This is a genomic window from Paenibacillus montaniterrae (assembly GCF_018403185.1).
Lineage (GTDB): Bacteria > Bacillota > Bacilli > Paenibacillales > Paenibacillaceae > Pristimantibacillus > Pristimantibacillus montaniterrae.
Genome location: NZ_BOSE01000006.1, coordinates 354,045 through 367,271 on the forward strand (window position 1 = coordinate 354,045; position 13,227 = coordinate 367,271).

Here is a 13,227-nt window from a genome sequence, read left to right on the forward strand (position 1 = left end):
TCGTCCATCTATTTATAGCCGTTCAGCTTTAAAGCCTAGACCTCTATTCTAATTCATCTGCAGCAACACCGCCACACTTTACACGCGCGCTGCGAGCGCCTCCTGCAAGCGATCGCACAGGCTTTGTATCCGTTCGTTTTTCATGCGATAGCTGACGCGATTCGCGATCAAGCGGCTCGTTATGCTGAAAATTTCGGTTTGCTCCACCAAACCATTCTCACGCAGCGTCTGTCCTGTTTCTACCATATCGACGATGCGGTCAGCCAGGCCAATCATCGGCGCCAGCTCAATCGAGCCGTTCAGCTTAATAACCTCTACCTGCTGTCCCTGCTCGCGGAAATAGGCAGAAGCGACATTTGGATATTTGGTAGCAACACGCGGATGAATGGACGGCTTCCAGTCAGGCAGCGCGATCACGCTCATACGGCATTTTGCAATACCCAAATCAAGCAGCTCATAAACATCCTTGTTTTCCTCCATCAGCACATCCTTGCCCACGATCCCAATATCAGTAACCCCGTACTCCACGTAGGTCGGCACATCGACAGGCTTCGCCATAATAAACTCCATCTTCGCGTCAGGCAGCTCGATCATCAGCTTGCGCGTGTCTTCATATTCGATTGGAATAGGAATGCCCGCTTCTCTGAACAAATTCGACGCCTGCTTGTATATCCGTCCTTTAGGCATCGCTACCTTTAGCACTTGCTCCTCATTGCCGCTCATTATACACTCGCTCCTTTATTTCCATAGCATTTCACTGCGCTATAGCTTTTTCCGTTATAGACAAAGCTGCCGCCAGCCTCCGCTGCCGCTTGCAGCTCGCTCCACAGCTGCTCCTCATCAACCTTGCTGGTAATGACCTGCTTGCCCTGTTGACGCTGCTCAGTAGCCGCCTGCAGCGCTTCGATACGACCGGCTTCATTATAGGCGATCAAAAGGCGCTCGCCCGCTTCCTGCTGCTTGTTGCCTACCAGCTCCAAGATGCGCGTTGTTTTCAAGGCAAAGCCTGTCGCCGGCGCTTTACGACCAAAGCCTGTCAGCAAATTATCATAGCGGCCGCCGCTCACTACCGGAAAGCCAAGGTCGGCAGCATAGCCTTCAAATGTCATGCCCGTGTAATACGAAAAATCACTAACCATTGTCAAATCAATCAGCACATGCTCGCAAACTCCGTAAGCCTTAAGCACATCCCAAATTTGACAAAGATGCTCAATCGCCTGACGCGCAGTCTCATTGCTGCTTACACCGAGCGCATATTGGCAAATCTCCTCGCCGCCGCGCAAGCGAAGCAAATCCATCAGCTCCTGACGCAGCTCAGCTTCAAGCTCCAGCTTGTTCAGCAGCTCGCGATAGCCGACATAATTGCGGCTAATCAGCATTTCTTTTAGTGCGGCCTGATCCTCCAAGCGCCCATGCAGCGCCTCCTCCAGCAGTCCGTTCAAGAAGCCAACATGCCCGATTGCAATTTTAAATTGGCTAACGCCTGCCGCCTTCAAGGAAGCAATCGCTAACGCGACCACCTCCGCATCAGCTTCGGCAGAAGCATCCCCTACAAGCTCAACGCCTGTTTGGAAAAACTCCGATTCTCTACCCGCTTCCTCTTCAATAGAGCGAAACACATTGGCATGATAGGACAGCCGCAATGGAAACGACTCATGCTTAAGCAATGATGAAACAACACGCGCAATAGGCGTCGTCATATCGGAACGAAGCACCATTGTAGTGCCTCGATTATTCAACAGCTTGAACAGCTTTGCATCAGATGTCGCGCTTGCAACGCCGACTGTATCATAAAACTCCATTGTTGGAGTCACGATTTGCTCATATCCCCAGCCCTCCATACAATGAAGCACCTTATGCTCAATAGCGCGCAGCTGCTTCACCGCATCAGGCAAATAATCTCTAAACCCTACTGGCTTTTCAAACACTTTTGGCTTTGACATATCCGTTCTCCTCATCACTTCATCATGGTAAAGCGTTAATGTATTATCTTGCTAACAAAATAAAGCTTTTTCATATCCTAGCATGCACGATGTATTCAAGTCAAGAGAGAGATGCCTAGTCCTTGCGAAAGCGATAGCCAACTCCCCAGATTGTTTCAATCCATAGCGGATTAGACGGATCGGCCTCGATCTTCTCGCGCAGCTTTCTAACATGCACCGTTACCGTTGATGCATCGCCAAGAGCATCATAGCCCCAAACTCGCTCGAATAAATGCTCCTTGCTGAACACTTGATTCGGGTGCTGCGCCATAAACACCAGCAAATCAAATTCCTTCAATGTTAAAAACCTCTCTTCGCCATGCAGCTGCACTCTTCTTGCTCCTACCTCTATCGTAAGCCCGCCAATTTGCAGCACTTGCTCAGTACGCCGCTGCACCAAGCGATCATAGCGCGAGAGATGAGCCTTTACGCGCGCTACCAGCTCATTTGGATTAAACGGCTTTACGATATAATCGTCAGCGCCACGATCAAAGCCCTTCATCTTGTCGATATCCTCCTGACGAGCGGTCACCATAATAATGGGAATATCAAGCGACAGCCCCTCGCGAAGCTGCTGGCAAAGCTGGAAGCCATCAAGGCCCGGCAGCATTACATCAAGCAGAATCAGATCATAATGCTCCTGCTGCTGCTTCACCATATCCAGTGCCTTATGCCCGCTTGCCACAAGCACGCAGCGAAATCCATTCAGCTCCAAATAGTCCCGTATCAGCTCTGCTATCGTCAGCTCATCCTCTACGATCAGTATCGTTTTCATCAGCATCCTCCTTCCTTAGCGTAAAGTAAAGGCTTGTACCCTCATGCAAGCTGCTGCTGGCCCATACTCGTCCTCCGTGCGCCTCGATAATCTTTCTAACGATCGACAAGCCCAGACCGCTCCCTCCTGCCTTGGAGCTTCTTGAAGGGTCAGCCCGATAAAAGCTTTCAAATATATAAGGAAGCTGCTGCTGCTCGATGCCTTGCCCGTTATCCTTAATTTCAACTAGCAGCTCAGAATCCTTATCTTGCAAATGAATCTCGATTTTTTTATAGCTTTTGTCACTATATTTAATGCTGTTGTCAACAAGATTGACTACCGCTCGCTTTAGCTGGTCACGGTCTGCTAGCGCTACATAACGACCTTGCCGATCCGTTTGCAAGTTAATTTCTCCTGCCTCGCCATAAAGCTGGTAACGATAGGATAGCTCCTCCGTACAATCATGAAAAAAGGAAACCAGCTCCACTGGTTCAACATGCAATGGCTGCCGCTGTAAATCAAGCTTCGAATATAGCAGCAGCTCATCAATTAACCGATCCATCCGCTCTGCAGTCTGTTCAATTATGTTAAGGTAGCGCTCCAGCTTTTGTTCATTATTGGCAACCCCATCCTGTATTCCTTTAACATAACCTCTAATGGACGTAAGCGGAGTTTTCAGATCATGTGAAATGCTTGCAACCAACTCCTGCCGATTTTGCTCATATTGCCGCTGCTTAGTCCGTGCCTCAATGAGCGAAAGCCTCATCTGCTCGAAGCTTCTCGCAAGCTCACCCAGCTCATCTCTTCGGCTGCTGCCATCAGAAGCGCTCCAATTCAAATCACCCTCGCTAATTTTCGCGGTTGCATGAGACAACGTGCGAATCGGAGCAATGATGCTTCTGGACATATAGTAGGTTAGTATGCCGTTAGTTGCAGCCAAAACGACAAGCATAGCTGCAAAGCGAAGCTGAACAAACCATTGCATGCGATCTGAACTGAAATCATCCTTCCACGCTACAAACATCATGTAGCCAAGCACGATTTCTATAACAAAAAATCCAATAATCGGTATAATGATCATGGCAATATTCGATAATATCAAGCGCTGCTTAATCGACATATGGATCACTGTCCTTTCTGCTTTTATCTAGTATAACCTAAACAGCGGGCTGCCGAGATAACCGACTGCCCGCTGTTTATCGTTCAACTCTCCGATTAGCCCCTTTCTTGCTTGCGCTTGCTAACGGACTTGGCGTCTATAATCGGCACTAGAATCGCACATAAGACCGCTGCATAATATGGCAAAAATTTAATACCGAAAGGCGACTGAAACAGAGTTACACTAATAATGCCGATAAAGCTGGAAAGTGCAACACCGAGCACAAAGCCGCCAATTAACCCGACAATGATCGCGATAAAGGTTCGCATTCAGATTCAACTCCTTTTCTTTACATTCGATATAAGTCCTAACTTAAGCTGATATTGTACGCTTTCTGCAGGCATGAATCGAGCGGTAGCAGTTCGAGATCGCTGCCGCCAGTAATAGTGTGCCAACAAGCGGATGCAGCGCACGAAGCGAGCCTAACGGCAAATTAGCTGAAAGATACATCAGAAATGTTGACAGCATGAGCAGCAGCAAGTGCCAATACGCCCAGCGCCGGTGCGCAGCAGCAAAAGCTGCAAGCAGCATTACAACCGGTAAATTAAAGCCGAATAGGTGAACAAACTGTACATGCGTTGACCAATGCGAGGCATTGCCGAATACGGCCAGCCCTGCCCAATAAAACTGAAGGACTACACATAGGAATAGCAGCACTGACAGCGACGCATACAGCAGCCTTGCTGCTGCTCTGATTGATTGCTTCATATTGATTCATCTTCCTTTCATCCACTTCATGCTTCAACAATACACAACAGTTCTAAAGCAATCGTTATGCAATTCTTAACGAATTATTAAATCCAATCCCGTTCGCAACAAAAAAAGACATTGCGATTTGACGTATCAAACCGTAATGTCTTTTATGTATGTATTATTGGAAATCCATTATTGTGGTGCATCGTCAATTTTCTCGCGAATCACCTGTAGCGGATTGCCGCCAACAAAGCTGTAGGGGGCAACATCCTTATGGACAACTGATCCGGCCGCAACAACTGCATGATCACCGATTGTAACGCCTGGTAGAATCGTGCAATTAGCACCTATCATAACATTTGAGCCAATATGCACTTCCCCTAAGCGGTACTCTTTAATTAAATATTCATGCGTCAAAATCGTCGAGTTATAGCCAATGATGCTGTTATTCCCTACCGTAATTTTTTCAGGGAAAAACACATCAACCATCACCATTAATGCAAACGAAGTCGTTTGTCCAACCTTCATGCCCAGCACTCGTCGATAAATCCAATTTTTCACAGGAAGCAGTGGACAGTAGCGAGTAAGCTGAATAAATATAAAGTTTTTAACCGCCTTCCACGGGCTGACTGTTGAATAAACCTGCCACAAGGCATTTGGTCCTTCAGTTGGATAACGAGTGATTTTTCGCAAGATTAACGACGCTCCAATCCTACAATATCATAAAGCTCCTGCATTGATTGAATAATATAATGAGCACCTGCTTCACGCAGTACCTGCTCGCCCTTCAACGACCATGAGACTCCGACTGTCTTCACGCCCGCATTTATGCCTGACTGAATATCAACTGTACTGTCTCCAACCATTAACGCTCGCTGCGGGTCCGCTCCAAGTCCTTGCAGCGCTTTTTGCACGGGCTCAGCATGCGGCTTGGCATGCTGCACATCGTCGATCGTTATCACGACATCCATATACTTGGCAATATTCGTAAATGCGAGACCGCGATCTGTCGTCAGGCGCATTTTCGTAGTTACGACTCCCAGCTTGACTCCATCAGCATGCAGGTCAGCCAGCACCTCCTCAACCTGCTCGAACAGCTTGACATATTGATCATGCAGGCGCAAATTAACCTCGCGATAAGCATCGATCAAGTGGTCAACATTATCCAGCCCGGAAAAGCGTCTCATCTGGTCAACCAACGGCGCTCCCATGGAAGGGATAATATGCTCTCTGCTAAAGCCCTCCTCTGCTACACCCTCTAGTGCATGCAAAAATGAAATAATAATTAACTCATTCGTGTCCAATATCGTTCCGTCTAAATCAAACAGTACTGTATCGTAAGCTCTCATTGCTGCCTCCTAAAACTTTTTTCCTGCTGCTGACTTGCACATGAAAAGGCAGGCAATATAGAACGACGATAGGAGACAATCCTATCGTCGTTTCCTTTTAGGCTTAGCCTTCATGAGCAAGCGTTAGCTTGACCGCGCATTCGCATGCTAGTCGCCGCCACCGCCACCGCCGCCATCACTGCCGCCGCTGTCGCTGCTGCTATGATTACTGCTACTGCCGCTGTCACTGCTGCTATCGTTGCCGTTACTGCTATCGTTGCTTTTACTGCTGCCGTCACTGCTCGTGCTGGTACTATCTTTGCCTGCACCTTTAGCTTGATTGCTTTCAGTCGGCTTGCTTTCTCCATTCTCGCTTTTGCCTGCTTCATCCTGCTTGGCAGACTTTTTGTCCTGTGCAGCTATCGCTGCTCCAGAATGATCGCTGGAGCTGCTATCCCTTTGATCATGCTTCTCTTTGCTAGTCTTCTCTTTTCCCTGCTGATCAACTGCAGCTTGCTTTGTATTGATTAGCGGGTCCAGATAGCGATCCTTTGCAAGACCTGTAGCGCGCCGTACGATAATAAAAATTATAACGGCAACCACAAGCAGCAATGCAAGCAGCTGGGAGCTGCGAATATTGCCGTAAGCCGGATCGAGATAACCTTGCTCGAACAGCACAGTCATCGGCGCCCATAGCGCTGTCAGCAAATCCGCCAGCCACTGCGGACCTGAAAACGCCAACGAGTCTGTACGAAGCGCTTCAATAAAGAAGCGACCGATTGAGTACCACCCGATATAAGTTGCAAGCAGCTCGCCTTCGCGCAGAAAACGCTGCCTGCGTATAACGAATAGCAGCACCAAACCTACCAGGCTCCATAGCGATTCATATAGAAACGTCGGATGCACATAAGTTCCGTTAATAAGCATTTGATCAACAATAAAGCCCGGAATATGTAAAGTTTCTCGCAAGAAAGATTCCTCGACAGGACCTCCATAAGCTTCTTGATTGACGAAGTTCCCCCAGCGACCGATCATTTGACCGACGAGTAATGAGGGAGCGCATATATCAGCAATTCTCCAAAAGCTGTATCCTTTGGCACGACTAAAGAAATAACCGCAAATGAGTGCGCCAATGATCGCCCCATAGATCGCGATTCCGCCGTTCCAAATTTTTATTATATCGCCTAAATTGTTTTTGTAGTAATCCCATTGAAATGCTACATAGTAAATTCTCGCGAAAATTATCGCCGTTGGTGCTCCAATTAGCAGCAGGTCCATGAAAAAATCGGATTTAATGCCAAAGCGCTTGCCCTCTTGAATAGCCAGCACTAGCCCTGCCACTGCGCCAAGCGCCAAAATAACCCCATACCAGCGAATGGACAGTGCACCAATCTGAATGATTTCGGGATTGATCAATGATATTCACCCTTCCTTATCTAACAATCCTATCACAAATTCACCTCCAAGCGCATTTCTTGCTCGCTTTGCCAGCTTAGCTTGGAGGTGTTATAGGTGTGCTGCTAGGAGCCTTGCTTCATTTCCTTTGTTGGACCCTCTACCGGTGGAACAGTCAAACCAGCTTGACGAAGCAATACAGTCATCTGTCCACGATGATGCGTTTGATGCTCAATTAATTTCCCCAGCATTTTCCCTTTTGTCGTTGGGCCTGTGAAGCCGTTGACCTCTGTCAGCAAGTCCTCATCAGTAAGCTTTTCTGCCTCCTTGAGAATAGCATTGGCGATAATTTCATAGCGATGTACAATTTGAACGACACTTGAAGGAGTTTGCTCATCGCGCGTTAGACTAGGTACATCCAGTCCGATTACATGCTTGGCAATTGATCCTGCTGAACCTGTCAAATGCCACGCCAGCCAGCCTAAGGAGTTATGACCCTCCACAATGCTGAAATCGAGCTTGTCATCCTTCATCGCCTTAAATACAGATAATGTGCCCTCTGCATTGGCCTTCCAATCCGTTAAGAAATCTTCTACTACACGATACATAGCTTTTGCTCTCCCTTCGAGATATAAAATAGCTTCATTGTTGCGAACTTCGTTATGGATCAATCATAATCGTCGATGTCATCTGCGATCGTTTCGGTCAGCTTGTTCGTGAATTGAAGTGCAGCATTATAGCCCATACGCTTCAAGCGGAAATTCATTGCCGCTACCTCAATTATGACAGCCAAGTTTCTGCCCGGGCGAACTGGAATCGTCACAAGCGGCACATGCGTCTCAATAATTTGTGTCGTTTCCTCGTCAAGCCCCAGTCGGTCATATTGCTTGTCTTGCTGCCAATTTTCCAAACGAATAACCAAGCCAATTCGTTTTTGCGTCCGAACAGCGCCAGCCCCGAACAACGTCATTACATTAATAATACCTAGTCCGCGAATTTCAAGCAAATGACGAATCAGCTCAGGAGCAGCTCCTGTCAGCTTGCCATCCGCTGTCTGGCGAATTTCTACAGCGTCATCGGCAACGAGTCTATGGCCGCGCTTAACCAGCTCTAATGCCGTTTCACTTTTACCAATGCCGCTGCCGCCTGTTATTAGGATACCTACACCATATACGTCCACCAGTACGCCATGAATGGTTGCGGTAGGAGCCAGCTGGTTTTCCAGAAAGTCTGTAATCCGACTCGATAATATCGTCGTTGCAATCGAGCTGCGCAGCACAGGAATATTGTGCTGATTGGAAAATTCGATCAGCTCTTCAGGCGCGTCCAGCCCACGAGTAATAATAATGCAAGGCGTCTCGTCCGAGCAAATTCTCCGCATACGTTCGCGACGCTCTTCCTCCGCCAGCATATTAATAAAGGATATTTCAGTACGCCCCAAAATTTGAATGCGCTCACTTGGATGATATTGAAAATAGCCCGCCATTTCCAAGCCTGGTCTATACAAATCATCTACTGTAATCAATCGCTTCTGTCCGTCTTCACCAGATAATATTTCAAGCTGGAAATGTCTAACTAAGTCTGCTACCCTTACTTTTTTCGGCATACATGCATCCTCCTTCAACACCAGTACAACGATCTCACTGTTTCCATCGTATAGCAAAAATTAAGGAAACGCAATGTTTTAGCCCCTGTGCCACTATAATAAATAAAGCCCCACCGCAGTTAATCTGCAGTGAGGCTTTACTAATGAAAGGGAAATTAGTTCTCGAAAATGTTAAGCTCAGTTTCTTTATCGAAGATATGAGCTTTGTTCATGTCAAGCGCAAGCTTAACTGTTGCACCATCGCGAAGTGTAGAACGACCGTCAACACGAGCGATTACAGTGTCTGTACCAATGCCGTTCAAGTATAGGTACATTTCGTGACCAAGGTTTTCAGCAACCTCGATGTTTGCATTAACGATTGTTTTTGGAGAAGCTTCAAGGAAAACTGGCTCTTCGTGAATGTCCTCAGGACGAATACCAAGAACAACCTCTTTGCCAATGTAGCCTTTAGAACGAAGAATTGCTGCTTTACCTTCAGGAACAACAACATCAACGCCTGTAGCTTTGAAGTGTACTTCTCCGCCTTGCTCAGAAAGAGCACCGCTAACAAAGTTCATGGATGGAGATCCGATGAAGCCTGCAACGAAAATATTTACAGGGTGGTTGTACAGCTCTTCAGGAGAAGCTGTTTGTTGAATGAAACCATCTTTCATAACAACGATACGGTCACCCATTGTCATCGCTTCGATTTGGTCATGCGTTACGTAAATTGTAGTTGTTTCCAAACGTTTTGTAAGCTTGGAAATTTCCGCACGCATCTGACCGCGTAGTTTAGCATCCAAATTGGAAAGCGGCTCATCCATAAGGAATACTTGTGGCTCACGAACGATCGCACGACCAAGTGCAACACGCTGACGCTGACCACCGGAAAGAGCCTTAGGCTTACGATCCAGCAAATGCTCGATATCTAGAATTTTAGCTGCTTCACGAACGCGTTTGTCGATGTCAGCTTTTTTGAACTTACGAAGTTTCAAGCCGAACGCCATGTTTTGGTAAACGTTCATATGTGGATACAACGCATAGGATTGGAATACCATCGCGATATCGCGATCTTTAGGAGCTACGTCATTTACTAGACGATCACCGATGAAAAGTTTACCTTCGGAAATTTCTTCAAGACCCGCGATCATACGAAGAGTTGTCGATTTACCGCAACCAGATGGACCAACGAGTACTAGGAACTCTTTATCTTTGATATCAAGATTGACATCAGTTACCGAAGCTCTGTCACTTCCTGGATATCTTTTGTAAATACCTTCTAAACGTACGCCTGCCATGTGTATTTCCCCCTAAGTGAAATTTTCTTATAGCCTTATCTTATCCTAAGTCTAAACGAATGACTATGCACATACTTTACAAAAAAACTAATGTGTTTTCGTAACTTTGTACAATAGCAAAATGATCTTAACCAGCACTGCATCCCTGAACAGTCTTACATCAAGCCCGGTCTCCTGCTTCAGCTTGTCCAGGCGATACAGCAAGGTGTTGCGATGAATATAAAGCTTTTTTGCGGTTTCACTTACGTTGCAGTCCAGACTGAAGAAGGTGTCGAGTGTTGCCAGCATCTCCGGCTCTACAAACAGCTCTGAACGCTTTAGCGATTGCTCCAAATACTTTTGCCGCTGAGCTTCGGGAATCGCATAAAGCAGCGCCTCTAGTCGCAGCATCCATGGCAAATGAATATTGCTGCTAGGATGGAATTTGCGGCCAATATTGATCGACTCGCGCAATGTTGTTACCGTTTCAATCATCATCTTGGCAGGAGCCGCCGGATAAGTAATAGCAAGCTGGCTCTCTCCAAGCCATTCAGCAGCAAGCATATCATGCAGCGCAAGCACAATATTGGTCAGCAGCTCCTCCATAGTTTCATCATCCTCATGCTCAAAATCTACGCCTTCCTCATCCTTCAGCAGCGTAACCGGGCCCCAAATCAGCCACTCATCATGTCCTAAAGGAATAAGCAGCGCATCTTCTGACAAAAACGAACGCAGCAGCTTATCGAGCTCTGCATAGCTCCCTTTATGCTGTGAAGAACCATCCGCTACGAGCAAGATCGGAAGCATATCATTGTAAAATGAATTCGCGAGCACCAAATGATCTGGAATATAACCGCTTGTCGTTCCTTGATCGATTTGACCCTGCAGCCACTCCCCCAGCTTGGTCGCTTGCTTTTCCTGCTTAGACATGCCGGCATACTGGTTTTCCAGATTTGTGCTCGGCTTATTAAAAATGAGCATCGCAATAAGCTGCATCTCCGTAGAGCTCAGTTTTCTTTGAATAAACTCAAGCACTTCGCAATAATCGGCATGCAGCTCTTTAATTAACCATATATCTTGTGTTCCTTCAATGTACTGTCCTTTTTCGATCGTAGCATTTTCAAAAGACGGGCCCATAAATTTGTACATATCCTCGAGACTTCGATTGCTCGTCATAACAGAGCAGTTAAGAATATATTCAAGCTGCTTTTGCAGATCCATTGAACTCATATGCGGCACTCCCCTGATTCTCTGTTTGGTACTATTGTATCATATTGTTTTATACCTATGCCCGCGAGCATACAGCTGTTATAGCACGCCGTCAATTCTTGACGCTCCAAAGGCTTCGTGATAACCTTTAAGCAATGTACGTTGACTTTATAAATAGAGATAATTGCTTGTATATACGAGTAATTGGATAGGGAGGATCCATTTAAATGTCCAGAGTTGTAATTTTGTCAGGCAGTCCCAATGCCAGCTCTCGCTTAAATGGCATGACTAACTTTGTACGGCAAGCACTTGCTGAAGCTGGATTGCAGACAGCTATCATTCAAGTTATTGATTTGCCTCCTGAAGACCTTGTCTATGCCAACTTCAATAGTCCGAGCATTTTAGCTGCCAATGAGCTAATTGAAGCTGCCGATGCAGTCGTGATCGCTAGCCCGGTCTATAAGGCATCCTATACAGGTGTTTTGAAAGCATATATCGATTTGCTGCCACAAAAAGGATTTGAGCATAAGCTGATTGCTCCGGTATTTATTGCAGGATCAATGGCGCATATGCTGGCCGTCGATTATGCGCTTAAGCCAATGCTTGCTTCAATGGGAGCCAACCATTTTACTAAGACCGTCTACGCAACTGATGCCAACATTACCCGCGAGCAATCAGAGGATGGTCTGTACCGCTTTATAATAGAAGCTGATATCGAAGCGCGTCTGCAAGGAATCGTAAATGAGCTGCTGCAATATTTAAATAAATAATGAATGATAAAGAGGGGTTGCTTAGAATGTCCGCTTTCACCGACTTTCTAAGCAACCCCTTAAAGTTGATCCGATATTCATTTTCTAATATTCATTTAAAACAAAAAAAGAGAGGCGCCCTCTCTAGCTTGTAAAAAACTGGTGAGCCATGAAGGACTCGAACCTTCGACACCCTGATTAAAAGTCAGGTGCTCTACCAACTGAGCTAATGGCTCTCATAAGAGAAAATGGTGGAGGCTGATGGATTCGAACCACCGAACTCAAAGAGAACAGATTTACAGTCTGCTGCGTTTGGCCACTTCGCTAAGCCTCCATCAGAAATGGTGGCTCGGGACGGAATCGAACCGCCGACACGAGGATTTTCAGTCCTCTGCTCTACCGACTGAGCTACCGAGCCATACATGCAAATTTTCAATTTTAGACAATAAAATGGCGGAGCTGACGAGATTCGAACTCGCGATCTCCTGCGTGACAGGCAGGCATGTTAGGCCTCTACACCACAGCTCCGCATTTAATGGTGGAGGATGACGGGATCGAACCGCCGACCCTCTGCTTGTAAGGCAGATGCTCTCCCAGCTGAGCTAATCCTCCATATGGTAGCGGCGAAGGGGATCGAACCCCCGACCTCACGGGTATGAACCGTACGCTCTAGCCAGCTGAGCTACACCGCCACATTTTTCAGACTTGTCCATATTACTGAATAATAAAGGACTTGTCAAGCACTCACAACATTAAAATTCACATATCTTCATAAAGGAATGTTGATATTTATTTTAATATTGCTCGCTAGTTGCCTGCTTGAACAGGCGAGAAGGCTTGCACCCTCAAAACTGGATACGAAAGCTTGATTCATCGTGCGATCGATGTTTGTTTACCCAGTGGTTACTGGGCTCCCCGCAAAGGATTCGGAATCTCCGTCGAAGCCATTGCTTCACTTTGTGGGGTATCTTTAGGATAAGCCCTCGACCGATTAGTACTGGTCAGCTCCATGCATTGCTGCACTTCCACCCCCAGCCTATCAACCTCGTCGTCTTCAAGGGGTCTTACTAGTTGGGAAATCTCATCTTGAGGGGGG

Annotated in this window: 14 protein-coding genes, 6 tRNA genes and 1 rRNA gene; 1 reads left to right on the forward strand and 20 read right to left on the reverse strand. The window is 46.7% G+C overall.

What is annotated here, in order from left to right:
• Positions 1-78: 78 nt before the first annotated feature.
• The 13 genes from hisG to KJS52_RS17310 form a co-directional block, all read right to left on the reverse strand.
• Positions 79-723 (reverse strand): ATP phosphoribosyltransferase, encoded by a 645-nt coding sequence (gene hisG, locus KJS52_RS17250; protein WP_213517545.1) that lies wholly within the window; start codon positions 721-723, stop codon positions 79-81.
• Positions 723-1,943: an ATP phosphoribosyltransferase regulatory subunit gene (locus KJS52_RS17255; RefSeq protein WP_213517547.1), complete on the reverse strand. Its 1,221-nt coding sequence runs from the start codon at positions 1,941-1,943 to the stop codon at positions 723-725. Before KJS52_RS17255 ends, hisG begins: the two co-directional genes overlap by 1 nt.
• Positions 1,944-2,058: 115 nt before the next feature.
• On the reverse strand, positions 2,059-2,757 hold the full coding sequence (locus KJS52_RS17260; protein WP_213517549.1) for a response regulator: 699 nt from the start codon (positions 2,755-2,757) through the stop codon (positions 2,059-2,061).
• Positions 2,729-3,856: a sensor histidine kinase gene (locus KJS52_RS17265; RefSeq protein WP_213517551.1), complete on the reverse strand. Its 1,128-nt coding sequence runs from the start codon at positions 3,854-3,856 to the stop codon at positions 2,729-2,731. The genes KJS52_RS17260 and KJS52_RS17265 overlap by 29 nt, the downstream gene beginning before the upstream one ends.
• Positions 3,857-3,951: 95 nt before the next feature.
• A complete protein-coding gene (locus KJS52_RS17270) occupies positions 3,952-4,164 on the reverse strand; it encodes a DUF5957 family protein (RefSeq protein WP_213517553.1) in 213 nt (70 codons plus the stop codon).
• Between the two features lie 43 nt (positions 4,165-4,207).
• The gene (locus KJS52_RS17275) at positions 4,208-4,603 is read right to left on the reverse strand and encodes a DUF6220 domain-containing protein (protein ID WP_213517555.1); all 396 of its coding nucleotides are present in this window, start codon (positions 4,601-4,603) and stop codon (positions 4,208-4,210) included.
• Positions 4,604-4,780: 177 nt separating this feature from the next.
• Positions 4,781-5,284: an acyltransferase gene (locus KJS52_RS17280; RefSeq protein ID WP_373871372.1), complete on the reverse strand. Its 504-nt coding sequence runs from the start codon at positions 5,282-5,284 to the stop codon at positions 4,781-4,783.
• A complete protein-coding gene (gene ppaX, locus KJS52_RS17285; protein WP_213517559.1) occupies positions 5,284-5,937 on the reverse strand; it encodes a pyrophosphatase PpaX in 654 nt (217 codons plus the stop codon). The genes KJS52_RS17280 and ppaX overlap by 1 nt, the downstream gene beginning before the upstream one ends.
• A gap of 147 nt (positions 5,938-6,084) precedes the next feature.
• On the reverse strand, positions 6,085-7,332 hold the full coding sequence (lgt, locus tag KJS52_RS17290) for a prolipoprotein diacylglyceryl transferase (protein ID WP_373871370.1): 1,248 nt from the start codon (positions 7,330-7,332) through the stop codon (positions 6,085-6,087).
• Positions 7,333-7,436: 104 nt separating this feature from the next.
• Entirely contained in the window at positions 7,437-7,919 is a 483-nt protein-coding gene (locus tag KJS52_RS17295) for a DinB family protein (RefSeq protein ID WP_213517561.1), read from the reverse strand.
• 59 nt (positions 7,920-7,978) lie between these two features.
• Complete coding sequence (gene hprK, locus KJS52_RS17300) at positions 7,979-8,917, reverse strand: HPr(Ser) kinase/phosphatase (protein ID WP_213517563.1); 939 nt, start codon at positions 8,915-8,917, stop codon at positions 7,979-7,981.
• A 155-nt stretch (positions 8,918-9,072) separates the two neighbouring features.
• The gene (locus KJS52_RS17305; protein ID WP_213517565.1) at positions 9,073-10,194 is read right to left on the reverse strand and encodes an ABC transporter ATP-binding protein; all 1,122 of its coding nucleotides are present in this window, start codon (positions 10,192-10,194) and stop codon (positions 9,073-9,075) included.
• Between the two features lie 87 nt (positions 10,195-10,281).
• Positions 10,282-11,403, reverse strand: a complete 1,122-nt coding sequence (locus tag KJS52_RS17310; protein WP_213517567.1) for a PucR family transcriptional regulator — start codon at positions 11,401-11,403, stop codon at positions 10,282-10,284.
• 206 nt (positions 11,404-11,609) lie between these two features.
• Between KJS52_RS17310 and ssuE the strand changes: the two genes are divergently transcribed.
• Entirely contained in the window at positions 11,610-12,152 is a 543-nt protein-coding gene (gene ssuE, locus KJS52_RS17315; RefSeq protein ID WP_213517575.1) for an NADPH-dependent FMN reductase, read from the forward strand.
• Between the two features lie 139 nt (positions 12,153-12,291).
• Here the strand turns inward: ssuE and KJS52_RS17320 are convergent.
• From KJS52_RS17320 to KJS52_RS17350, 7 genes are all read right to left on the reverse strand, one after another.
• Positions 12,292-12,367, reverse strand: a tRNA-Lys gene (locus tag KJS52_RS17320).
• A gap of 13 nt (positions 12,368-12,380) precedes the next feature.
• A tRNA-Tyr gene (locus KJS52_RS17325) sits at positions 12,381-12,465 on the reverse strand.
• An 8-nt stretch (positions 12,466-12,473) separates the two neighbouring features.
• A tRNA-Phe gene (locus KJS52_RS17330) sits at positions 12,474-12,549 on the reverse strand.
• A gap of 33 nt (positions 12,550-12,582) precedes the next feature.
• Positions 12,583-12,659: transfer RNA gene (locus KJS52_RS17335), tRNA-Asp, on the reverse strand.
• Positions 12,660-12,667: 8 nt separating this feature from the next.
• Positions 12,668-12,743 (reverse strand) — tRNA-Val (locus KJS52_RS17340).
• A 3-nt stretch (positions 12,744-12,746) separates the two neighbouring features.
• Positions 12,747-12,823 (reverse strand) — tRNA-Met (locus KJS52_RS17345).
• Between the two features lie 279 nt (positions 12,824-13,102).
• Positions 13,103-13,227: ribosomal RNA gene (locus tag KJS52_RS17350) — 23S ribosomal RNA — on the reverse strand; the annotation flags it as partial.